An 11,211-nucleotide genomic window follows, 5' to 3' on the forward strand; every position below is an offset into this window, starting at 1 on the left:
ATGCCGGTGGCGAACCAGCGCGAAGGGCGGGCATGATCACGATCAAGGAGGTCGCCCACCACGCCGGCGTCTCGATGAGCACGGTCTCGTACGTGCTGAGCGGCAAGCGCAGCATCTCCGAGGAGACCAAGCGCCGCGTCGAGCAGAGCATCGTGGCCCTCGGTTACCACCCGAACGCCGGAGCGCGGGCACTCGCCTCGAACCGGGCGCGCGTGGTCGGCCTGGTCGTGCCGCTGCACTCCGACCAGAACCTGCCGATCATCATGCGGTTCGTGTCGTCGATCGTGGCACGTGCCCGTGACCACGACTACGACGTGCTGCTGCTGACCAAGGAGGCGGGCCCCGGCGAGGCCCACCGCGTCATCGCGCGGTCCATGGCGGACGCGATCGTCGTGATGGACGTCGAGAGCGCGGATCCGCGCGTGCCGGAACTGCGTGCCGTCGACGCGCCGGTGGTCCTGCTCGGCGTGCCCGACGACCACGAGGGCCTGAGCTGCCTCGACCTCGACTTCACCACCGCCGGAAGGCAGATGGCGAGCCATCTGGCGGATCGCGGCCACCGTTCGATCGCGCTGATCGGCTCGCCTCCCCCGGTCTACGAACGCGGCACGAGCTTCGCCGCGCGGCTGCTGGCCGGGTTCCAGGGTGAGACCGCCAAACGCGGGCTGCTCGCCTCGGTCCACTCGTGCGCGGCCGGCTACGACGCGGTGTCCAAGTGCCTGGACGACGTGCTGCACCCGGACCGGGGCACCACCGGACTGGTGGTGCACAACGAGGCGGTCCTCGGCCCGTTGCTGCTCGAACTGCGGCGCCGGTCGCTGGACGTCCCCGGCGACCTGTCGGTGATCACGCTGTGTCCCGACGACGTCGCGGCGACCCTGCCCGTCCCGCTCACCTCGATCGCCGTTCCCGCGGAGGAACTGGGCGCGATCGCCGTCGAGATGGTGATGGCCCGCCTGGGCCGTGAACTCGCGCCGGAGGTGCGCCTCCTCCAGCCACTGCTCACCGATCGCGGCAGCACCGCCGTCCGCTGAACCCGCGTTCGCCATTTTCGCGCGCGCCATGCGTTCGACAGAAATTCGACTGGAAAGCGTCGAAGAACACTTTTCGTTGACACGAAATATCTTCCGTGTTCGTCCGAAAGGTCGTAGCCTCCCGGGACCACATCGACCGTTCGGGCGTACACCTCTTGGTGCTCGCCGCATCCCCGCAGAGGAACAATGACACGTTCACGAGGCGACGCGCGGTCCGCTCAGGCGACCAGGTGGCCGGTGATCGCCGCGGTTCTGCTGATCGGCGTCGCCGGCTGCGGCGGGGAGCCGGCACCACCGGTCGCCACCACGACGCCGCCCGCGTTCCCCTCGATCATCGAGCCGCCGCGCAAGACCGCGTACTCCTCGACCGTCCAGGACGTCGTGGACGTCCGGACGGTGCGGTTCTCCGACGGTGAGGAGGTGCGCGTCAAGGGACTCGCCGCAGCGGACGCTTGCTGGGCCGAAGCGTCGACGACGTTCGCGAAGACGATGCTGCTCGCAAAGCCGGTCGAGCGGACCCCGGACGGCGAACCGGTGGTGTCGCTACGCCTGGCGGACGGCACCGACTACGCGCTGCTCGCCGTCGAGATGGGCATGACGCGCAACGAGAATCCGGACGACCGCGCGATGCGGGAGGCGGAGGCGTCCGCGTCCACCAAGCGGCTCGGACGGTGGGGTCCGCCCTGCGTCGCTCCGAGCGCCACGACGGCACCGGCCCCCACCGCCCCGGCCGCGTCCACACCCGCCGCCCCGCCCGCGCCGAAGCCGGTGACCGGTTGTTCGGTCGCCTACGTCGTCACCCACACCTGGCAGGGCGGCTTCCGCACCGACGTCACCCTCCGCAACACCGGTACCTCGGAGATCAACGGCTGGACGTTGCGGTGGAGTTTCTCGGGCGGGCAGACGGTGTCCGAGATGTGGAACGCGACCCAGCGGCAGACAGGCAGGGACGTCTACGCGACCGCCGTACCGTACAACGTCACGATTCCCGCGGGATCGTCGTTGCTGATGGGTTTCACCGCGTCCGGGAGCAGCACCACGCCGCGCGCCTTCACTCTCAACGGGCACGCCTGCTCACTCGGCTGAAGCCCCGGCACACCGCTAGGAGTTGAGCCGGGCGTAGGCCGGCTTCGGCCTCAGGTTCTCGTCGAACAGGCAGGCCGCGCCCTCACCGGGGAACACGTCCGGCACCCACGAGTGCCGGTCGGTGAAGCCCCACGTGGTGAACTCGACGCACCGCCGCACCGCGTGGCAGGCGTCCCAGACCTGTTCGAAGTAGTCCGCCTGCGCTTCGAGCTTCTCCGGGGTGACGGGCAGCGGGATCCGCACGTCCGCCTCGGTGATCGCGACGTCCAGCCCGAGCGCGGCGAACCTGGCGATGTTCTCCTTGACGCCCGCCGGGAAGCCGTACATCAGCGAGAGGTGTGCCTGGATGCCGACGCCGTGGATCGGCACGCCCTGCCGCTTCAACGACTTCACCAGGTCGTAGACCGCGTCGCTCTTGGGGTTGAGCCCCTCGACGTTGTAGTCGTTGATGTAGAGCTTCGCCTTCGGGTCCGCCGCGTGGGCCCAGCGGAACGCGTCGGCGATGTAACGGTCGCCCAGCTTCTCCTGGAACACCGTCTGCCTGCGCGTGCCGTCCTCGTTGAACGCCTCGTTGACGACGTCCCACGCGCGGATCTTCCCGCGGTAGCGGCCCGCCTCGGTTCTGATGTGGTTCTTGACCACGTCCCGCAGTTCCGCCGCTCCGAGGTCGTCGACCCAGTCGGGCAGCTGGCTGTGCCAGACCAGCGTGTGCCCGCGCACGGACTTGCCGGTCTTCTTGGCGTACTTGACGATCTCGTCCGCCCCGGACCAGTCGTACTGGCCGCGGACCGCTTCGACAACGCCCCACTTCATCTCGTTCTCGGGCGTGACGCTGTCGAACTCCCGCGTCAGCACCTTCTTGTAGTCGGCCTCGGCATTCAGGTGCTGGGCGGCCACCGCGCTGCCCACGTACCTGTTCGTGACGCTCTTCAACGGCCCTGCCGCCGAAGCGGGAACTGTCTGCGACAGCACCACCAGAACGGCGATGCCGGCAGCTAAGCGGGTACGCACGATTCACTCCCTTGTGAGTCAGCCCTTCACGGAACCGGTGAGGCCCCCGACCATGCGGCGTTCGGCAAACACGAAGAACGTGAGTGCGGGGATCATGGACAGCGCCGTGAAGGCGAGTACCTTCGCGGTGTCCTGGGTGTGCTCGGACTGGAACATCGCCACGCCGAGCGGAAGCGTGAAGTTCGTGGAGTCGTTGAACACCAGCAACGGCAACAGGTAGAAGTTCCAGCTGGTGACGAACGCGAGCACGGACACCGTGATCAGCGCCGGTCGCGAGAGCGGGAGCAGGATCCGCCAGAAGAAGCCGAGCTTGGCCGCGCCGTCGAGCAGGGCGGCGTCCTCGAGCTCACCGGGGATCGCGTTCATGAACGGCCGCAGGATCACGATCGTGACGGGCAGTGAGAACGCCGCCTCCGGAATCGCGACACCGAGCGGGTTCTCCAGCAGGTTCAGCTGTCGCAGCCACAGGTACAGCGGCAGGGTGGCCACGCCGAGCGGGAACAGCAGGCCCAGCGTGAACAACGTGTAGAACGCCTCGCGGCCCCGGAACACGTAGCGGGACAACGCGAACGCCGCCATCGACCCGAGCACGACCGCCAGCGTGGTCGCGATCACCGCGATCAGCATGCTGTTGCCGAGCAGGCGCCAGAACTGCGGTGAGGTCGCCACCTCGCGGTAGTTGTCCCACACGAACGGGCCGGGCAACCCGGCCGGCGACGAGTTGATCTGGGCCGTGGTGCGGAAACCGCCCAGCACCACGAACAACAGCGGCACCATCGTCACGCCGATGACGGCGAACGCGGCGAGGTAGCCGACGGTGTTACGACGTGACATCTCAGCGCACTCCCGTCAACGCGCCCTGGGTGTCGCGACGCAGAGCGAACCTCTGGTACAGCAACGCGAACAGGAAGCAGATGATGAACAGGATCACCGCGACCGCGCTGCCGAAACCGAACTCGTAGCGCTTGAAGCCGTGGTCGACCAGGTAGGTGGCCATGGTCGTCGACGCGTTGGCGGGACCGCCGAGCGTCATGATCCAGACCAGGTCGAAGAGTTGCAGCGACCCGATCACGGACAGGAACACCCAGATCCTGATCGTCGGTCCCAGCAACGGGAGCACGACGTGCCGGGTGGTCTGCCAGGCACTCGCGCCGTCCAGTGCGGCGGCCTCCCGCAGCTCGGGCGGAACACCCTGCAGGCCGGCCAGCAGCAGGATCACGCCGAACCCGATGTACTTCCACGTGATCACGATGAAGAGCGTGTAGAGCACGAGCGACTGGTCGGCGAGCCACAGCTGCACAAGACCACCCAGGCCCACACCGCGCAGGATCTCGTCGACGAACCCGCCCGGCTGCAACATGAGCAGCCAGATCACCGCGGTCACCGCCTCCGACAGCACGTACGGCGCGAAAACCACCATCCGCAGGAACGTCCGGCCGCGCAGCTTCCGGTTGAGCAGCAACGCGAGTCCGATGCTCAACGGCAGCTGCACGACGACGGACAGCACGGCGATGATCAGGTTGTGCCCGATGGCGCCCTGGAAGACGTCACCGGAGAAGGCTGCGACGTAGTTGCCCAGTCCCACGAAATCCGTGAGCGGGCCGAAGCCGTTCCACGAGTAGAGGCTGTAGTACCCGGCGACCCCGATCGGGATCAGTACGAACCCGACGAACAGCACCAAAGCCGGGGTCAGCAGCAGAGCGAGTTCTAGGCGGGTGCGGAGCCGGGACCGCCGCCGGGTGCCCCCGGCCGCTGGCGCGTGCGGCACGGGGGCGGTCGGCGGCCGCGTGGTGATCGCGGCACTCATCATTTGTTCCCGGCTGCTGCTTCGCTGACCGATTTCACGATGGTGTCGGGTCCGCCCTGACCCGCGAAGAAGTTCGCGATGGTGTCGTTGAGGGCCTGACCGACCTTGGTCGGGAACGCGGTGTCGAAGTAGAACTGGAGGAACGACGCCTTGGTCATGGCCTCGGCGATCGTCTTGTGCGGCTCGCTCTTCAGCGCGGCCACCCCGGCAGGGGTCACCGGCAGACCGGAGTTGGTCTCGGCGAGGATCTTCTGCACGTCGTCGCCGACGAGGTGCCCGAGGAACTCCGCGCACGCCTTGGCCGCGCGGGTGGTGCAGGAGAACCCGTCACCACCGCCGAGCAGCACGCTCGGATCGCCCTGCCCGCCCGGCACGCTCGGGAACGGGAACCAGCCGATCTTCGAGCCGATCTCCTTGTCCTCGGTGAGCGCCTGCATCACGTCGGGGTTCCAGTCGCCCTGCAGCTCCATGGCGGCCTTGCCGTTGGCCACCAGGCCCGCCGAGCTGCCCGCCCCCTGCTGAGCGGGCGTCCCGACGAACCCGTCCTGGAACGGTTTCGTGTCCAGGAAACTCTTGAGGTTCTCGCCTGCCTTGAGGAAGCACGGGTCGGCGAGCTCGGTCTTCTCGACCGCCTTCTTCAGCGTGTCGACCGAGCACTGGCGCACCGCGAAGTAGGCCCAGTAGAACGCGTCGGGCCAGCGGTCCTTGCCGCCGAGCGCGATCGGCACGACGCCCGCGGCCTTCAGCTTCGTGACCGCCGCGTTCAGCTCGTCCACAGTGGTCGGTGTCGCGGTGATTCCCGCGGTGGCGAAGATGTCCTTGCGATACCAGAACCCGACCGCGTGCATCAGGTACGGCGCACCGTACTGCTTGCCGCCGGCCTTCCAGCCGTCGGCGTTCTTGGCCAGCGGGCCGATCCAGCCCGACGAGGCCTGCGTGATGTCGGCGATCTTGCCCGACTTCAGCTGGTCGGCGAGCGCTCCGCCGCCCCACTGCTGGAAGAGGTCCGGCGGGGTGTTTCCCTGCAGGGCGAGGGGCACCTTGGTCTGGAACTGCTCGTTCTGCAGCGGTTCGATCGTGAACGAGGTGTTCGGGTGGGTCTTGTGGAAGTCGTCCGCGATCTGCTGCCACTTCGACTTCATGGGCTCGGTGGTCCGGTTGTGCCACCAGGTGAGCGTGACGGGACCTTCCGTGGAGGCGTCGCCGCCACCACCACCGCATCCGGCCAGCACGAAAGCCGCGGCGGCGAAGAGGGCAAGGGGCTTTCTCGAACGCATTTCAGGTCCACTCCTGACGACGTCGGCCGAGTTGGACTGCTGTGTTGGGGCCAGAGACTGGCGCGAAATCCGGCTCGTGTCAATCGTTGTCGATAACGTTTTACACGGCTAGCCTGTGCCGGTGCCTCCACGCTCTCGCGTCACGATCAAGGACGTCGCCGCTCAGGCCGGCGTCTCGGTAGCCACCGTGTCCAAAGTCCTCAACCAGCGGTACGGCGTCTCCGCGGAGACGTTCGCGCGGGTCACCGCCGTGATCAAGGACCTCGGGTACGAGGCGAGCCTCGTCGCGCAGAGCCTGCGCAACCACCGCACGAACGTCATCGGGATCCTGGTCGCCGACATAGAGCCGTTCAGCACCGAACTGCTCAAGGGCGCCGCGGATGCCATCCGCGGCACGGGTTTCGAGCTGGTCGTGTACTCGGCGGGCGGCCGCACCGGCGACCCCCACGGCTGGGAACAGCGGTACCTCACGCGGCTGAGCGGCACCCTCGTCGACGGCGCCGTGCTGGTCACGCCGGCCGTCGACCTCGAAGGCCTGCCCGGCACACCCGTCGTCGCCGTCGACCCGCACACCGGGCGCGCGGCGCTGCCCACGGTCGACTCCGACAACCTGCACGGCGGACGGCTCGCGACCGAGCACCTGCTCGAACTCGGCCACCGCCGGATCGGGCTGCTCACCGGCCGCGAGGACCTGAAATCCGCGCAGCAGCGCGAAACCGGCTACCGGGGAGCCCTCGCCAGCGCGGGCGTCGCGGTGGACGAGACCCTGGTCCGGCGCGGCGACTACGACGCGGACGTGGCCGCCGCGTCCGCGCGGTACCTGCTGAGCCGCCCCGACCGGCCGACCGCGATCTTCGCCGCCAACGACATCACCGCCATCGCGGCCATCGACGCCGCCCGTGAGCTCGGCCTGCGGGTGCCGGAGGACCTGTCGGTGGTCGGCTTCGACAACATCCCCGAGTCCGCGCTGTGCACACCGCCGCTCTCGACGGTGCAGCAGCCGATCCGCGAGATGGGCCACCGCGCCGTCGAGCTGCTGGTGCGACTCATCAACGGCACCGAGCCCGGCGAAACCCACATCACCCTGGGCACCGAACTGGTCGTCCGGCAGTCGACCCGCCCACTGACCCCCTGAGGTTGTCGTGACGACAGAAGCCACCACGCCGGACGAACTCTGGCGGAACCCGCATGCCCCCGTGGAAGACCGCGTGCGCGATCTCGTCGCGCGGATGACCCCGGAAGAGAAGATCGCGCAGCTGCAAGGGATCTGGGCCGGCATCGACGCCGCCGGCGAGATGGCCCCGCACCAGCACGAGTTCGCCGTGACACCGCAGGACTTCGACGAGCTGATTCGCCACGGCATCGGCCAGCTCACCCGCGTCTTCGGCACCCGGCCGATCGCGCCGGAGGTCGGCGCGCGCACGCTCGCGCGCACCCAGCGGCAGATCATCGAGGCGAGCCGCTTCGGGATTCCCGCCGTGGCGCACGAAGAGTGCCTGACCGGGCTGGCCGCGTGGCAGGCGACCGTGTACCCCTCACCGCTGTGCTGGGGTGCGACCTTCGAACCGGACCTGGTGCGGCGCATGGCCGCGCGGTTCGGCGACTCGATGCGCCGCCTCGGCGTGCGCCAGGGCCTGGCCCCCGTCCTCGACGTCGCGCGCGACCTGCGCTGGGGCCGGGTCGAGGAGACGATCGGCGAGGACCCGCACCTCGTGGGCACCATCGGCGCCGCCTACGTCGCGGGCCTGGAGTCGGCCGGGATCGTGTCGACGCTGAAGCACTTCGCCGGGTACTCGGCCTCGCGTGCGGGACGCAACCTCGCGCCGGTGTCGATCGGGCCGCGCGAACTCGCGGACGTGATCCTGCCGCCGTTCGAGATGGCGCTGCGCGCCGGCGCCAGGTCGGTGATGAACTCCTACTCCGACAACGACGGTGTGCCCGTCGCCGCCGATCCGGCGATGCTCACCGAGCGGCTCCGCGACGAGTACGGCTTCACCGGCACCGTGGTCGCCGACTACTTCTCGGTGGCGTTCCTGCACAAGCTGCACGGTGTCGCCGCCGGACGCGAGGACGCGGCCGTACAGGCTCTGACCGCCGGAATCGACGTCGAACTGCCCACTGTGGACTGTTACGGCGAGCCGCTGCTCGAAGGCCTCCGTTTCGACCGGGTGGACACGGCGGTCGTCGACCGGGCGCTGTCGCGGGTGCTGGCGCAGAAGTTCGAACTGGGCCTGCTCGACCCCGGCTACTCCCCCGCGCCCGACGCGGACCTCGACCTGGACGACCCCGAGTCCCGCGCCCTCGCCCGCGAGGTGGCGGAACGCTCGATCGTGTTGCTGCAGAACGACGGCGTACTGCCGTTGGCCGGCCGGCGACTGGCCGTCGTCGGCCCGCGCGCGGACGAGCCCGGCGCGATGATGGGCTGCTACTCGTTCCCGCTGCACGTAGGCGTGCACCACCCGGACGCCGAGATGGGCATCGAGGTCACCACCGTGCTGGAGGCGTTGCGCGCGGACCACGACGTGGTGTTCGCGCGGGGATGTCCGGTGCTCGGCGGGACCGACGACGAGATCGCCGAAGCGGTCGAGGCCGCGCGGCAGGCGGAGATCTGCGTCGTGGTGCTGGGCGACCAGGCCGGCCTGTTCGGCAAGGGCACGTCCGGTGAGGGGTGCGACGTCGCGGACCTGAAGTTACCCGGCCGCCAAGAGGAACTGCTGGAGGCGGTGCTCGGCACCGGCACGCCGGTGGTGCTCGTGCTGCTGTCGGGCCGGCCCTACGACCTGTCCCGGCAGGCCGACCGGCTCGCCGCCGTCGTGTGCGGCTTCTACCCCGGCCAGGAGGGCGCGGCGGCGATCGCGGATGTCCTCAGTGGACGCGTCAATCCGTCCGGCAGGCTCCCGGTCAGCTTCCCCGGCGCCGGCTCCACCCAGCCGTCCACCTACCTCAGCGCCCCGCTCGGCACCCGCAGCGAGGTCAGCACGGTCGACCCGACCCCGTTGTTCCCGTTCGGCCACGGCCTGTCCTACGTGCCCGTCACGTGGGTGACGGCGGGGTGCGAGGAACGCGAGTGGCCGACCGACGGAACCTGCGCGGTGCACGTCGTCCTGCGCAACGACACGGACGTCGCGACCGCCGAGGTCGTCCAGATCTACCTGCACGACCCGGTGGCGGAGGTCGCCCGGCCCGTCCGGCAGCTGATCGGCGCGGTGAAGGTGGACCTCGCTCCCGGCGAGACCCGCACGGTCACCGCACGGCTGCACGCGGACCTCACCTCCTACACCGGCCGGGCGGGTAACCGCCAGGTCGACCCCGGCGACGTCGAGCTGCACGTCGGCACGTCGAGCGCGAACATCCACACCTCGTTGAAGCTCGCGCTGACCGGGCCCGCGCGGCAGGTCGGGTTCGACCGCGTCCTGACACCCGAGTTCGACACACCCTGACCTCCGACGGCCGCCTCCGCCGCCCGGTAACATCCATTGCGGACGGACCGGGCGGGTGGAGGGACTTGCGGTGCTGGAGATCAGCGGACTGACGTGGGCGACGACGATCGGGGTGATCGTCGCGCTGCTGGCGGTCGACCTTGTGCTCGCGGCGTGGCGGCCGCACCGGATCGGCTTCCGCGAAGCCAGTCTGTGGTCGGTGTTCTACATCCTCGTGGCCATCGGCTTCGGCGTGTGGTTCGCGAGCGCGCACGGCGGCGGGTTCGGAGCGGAGTACTTCGCCGGCTACATCGTCGAGAAGAGCCTGTCGGTCGACAACCTCTTCGTCTTCGTGATCATCATGACCACGTTCCTCGTGCCCGAGGAGCACCAGCACAAGGTGCTGACGTTCGGCATCGTGCTCGCGCTGATCATGCGGGGCATCTTCATCGCGGTCGGCGCGACGCTGCTGTCGTTGTTCTCGTTCATGTTCCTGCTGTTCGGCCTGCTGCTGATCTTCACCGCGGTGCAGCTGTTCCGGCACCGTGACGAGGATCCCGACGTCGAGAACAACGTCGTGGTGAAGACCGCACGCAAGCTCCTGCCCGTCACGGACGACTACGTCGGCGGCAAGATCTTCACCCGCGTCGACGGCAAGCGGATGGCCACTCCCCTGTTCGTCGTGCTGGTCGCGATCGGCGGCGTCGACCTGCTCTTCGCGCTCGACTCGATCCCCGCGGTGTTCGGCGTGACCGAGGAGCCCTACATCGTCTTCACCGCCAACGCCTTCGCGTTGCTCGGCCTGCGCGCGTTGTTCTTCCTCGTCAAGGGCCTGCTCGACCGGCTCGTCTACCTGTCGGCCGGGCTGGCGATCATCCTCGCGTTCATCGGCGTCAAGCTGATCCTGCACTGGGCGCACGTGGACATCTCCGCGAGCGTGCCCGAGATCCCGACGCCGGTGAGCCTCGGCGTGATCATCACGATCCTGGTCGTCGTCACGGTCGCCAGCCTGATCAAGACGCGCAACGACCCGTCGGCCAAGGCGCACCCCGGTTCGCTGCGCGGCCACCGCGACGAAGATAAGTAACACTTGACTATTCAGTAACATCCGGCCGTGGTCGGCCTGGTGACGGAACGGGGCACGACGGCGATCACGGTGTCCGAGGTCGCCGAGTCGTCTACCAGCCACTTCGGAGACCCGGACTCGCTGCTGCTGGTGGTGGGACTCGACCTCGCCTCTCCGACCAGACGCCGCCCGTGGACGCACGGGCCGAGACTCTCTCCCTACTCCTGGAGCCTCGATGATCAGCCGTCTTCTCCGGCGCGGGCTCAAGCTCTCGCCGCCGCTGGCCCGCGACATCGGGGTGCGGCGGGACCTGCTCGTGCCCATGCCCACGGCGTCGACCTACGTGTTCGTCCGGCTGTGCGATGTCGACCCGGAGGGATGTTCGTGGAACGTCTGCGACGGACCGGTGAATCTTACGTCGGCGGAGGAAGCGCGGTGCGCCGCAGTCCGGTTGTGGCCGACGGCGTACCGCTTCCAGCGCGGGCACCCCATCCCCGTGCGCTGACGGACC

Annotated in this window: 10 protein-coding genes; 6 read left to right on the top strand and 4 right to left on the bottom strand. The window is 68.9% G+C overall.

Going from position 1 to position 11,211, the window contains the following annotated elements:
• The first annotated feature begins 32 nt into the window (after positions 1-32).
• Together IG04_RS0122115 and IG04_RS0122120 are read left to right on the top strand one after the other, a co-directional pair.
• Positions 33-1,034 carry a LacI family DNA-binding transcriptional regulator gene (locus IG04_RS0122115; protein WP_030478591.1) on the top strand — a complete coding sequence of 334 codons (1,002 nt, stop codon included), beginning with the start codon at positions 33-35 and terminating at the stop codon, positions 1,032-1,034.
• A 186-nt stretch (positions 1,035-1,220) separates the two neighbouring features.
• Entirely contained in the window at positions 1,221-2,120 is a 900-nt protein-coding gene (locus IG04_RS0122120) for a cellulose binding domain-containing protein (RefSeq protein WP_030478592.1), read from the top strand.
• Between the two features lie 15 nt (positions 2,121-2,135).
• Here the strand turns inward: IG04_RS0122120 and IG04_RS0122125 are convergent, their stop codons facing one another.
• The 4 genes from IG04_RS0122125 to IG04_RS0122140 are packed head-to-tail and all read right to left on the bottom strand — an operon-like array spanning position 2,136 to position 6,215.
• Positions 2,136-3,131: an endo-1,4-beta-xylanase gene (locus IG04_RS0122125; protein WP_245816105.1), complete on the bottom strand. Its 996-nt coding sequence runs from the start codon at positions 3,129-3,131 to the stop codon at positions 2,136-2,138.
• A gap of 18 nt (positions 3,132-3,149) precedes the next feature.
• Positions 3,150-3,965 carry a carbohydrate ABC transporter permease gene (locus IG04_RS0122130; protein WP_030478594.1) on the bottom strand — a complete coding sequence of 272 codons (816 nt, stop codon included), beginning with the start codon at positions 3,963-3,965 and terminating at the stop codon, positions 3,150-3,152.
• A gap of 1 nt (position 3,966) precedes the next feature.
• Positions 3,967-4,938, bottom strand: coding sequence for a carbohydrate ABC transporter permease (locus tag IG04_RS0122135; RefSeq protein WP_030478595.1), 972 nt, complete (start codon positions 4,936-4,938; stop codon positions 3,967-3,969).
• Complete coding sequence (locus IG04_RS0122140; RefSeq protein WP_030478596.1) at positions 4,938-6,215, bottom strand: extracellular solute-binding protein; 1,278 nt, start codon at positions 6,213-6,215, stop codon at positions 4,938-4,940. Before IG04_RS0122140 ends, IG04_RS0122135 begins: the two co-directional genes overlap by 1 nt.
• A gap of 121 nt (positions 6,216-6,336) precedes the next feature.
• Here IG04_RS0122140 and IG04_RS0122145 point away from each other — a divergent pair, with 121 nt between their 5' ends.
• From IG04_RS0122145 to IG04_RS0122160, 4 genes are all read left to right on the top strand, one after another.
• Entirely contained in the window at positions 6,337-7,350 is a 1,014-nt protein-coding gene (locus IG04_RS0122145) for a LacI family DNA-binding transcriptional regulator (RefSeq protein WP_030478597.1), read from the top strand.
• Between the two features lie 7 nt (positions 7,351-7,357).
• Entirely contained in the window at positions 7,358-9,655 is a 2,298-nt protein-coding gene (locus IG04_RS0122150) for a beta-xylosidase/alpha-l-arabinosidase (RefSeq protein WP_030478598.1), read from the top strand.
• Between the two features lie 70 nt (positions 9,656-9,725).
• On the top strand, positions 9,726-10,721 hold the full coding sequence (locus IG04_RS0122155) for a TerC family protein (RefSeq protein WP_030478599.1): 996 nt from the start codon (positions 9,726-9,728) through the stop codon (positions 10,719-10,721).
• Positions 10,722-10,935: 214 nt separating this feature from the next.
• The gene (locus tag IG04_RS0122160; RefSeq protein WP_030478600.1) at positions 10,936-11,205 is read left to right on the top strand and encodes a CocE/NonD family hydrolase C-terminal non-catalytic domain-containing protein; all 270 of its coding nucleotides are present in this window, start codon (positions 10,936-10,938) and stop codon (positions 11,203-11,205) included.
• The last annotated feature ends 6 nt before the right edge of the window (positions 11,206-11,211 follow it).

Source organism: Lentzea albidocapillata (genome assembly GCF_000719115.1).
GTDB classification, from domain to species: Bacteria; Actinomycetota; Actinomycetes; order Mycobacteriales; family Pseudonocardiaceae; genus Lentzea; species Lentzea albidocapillata.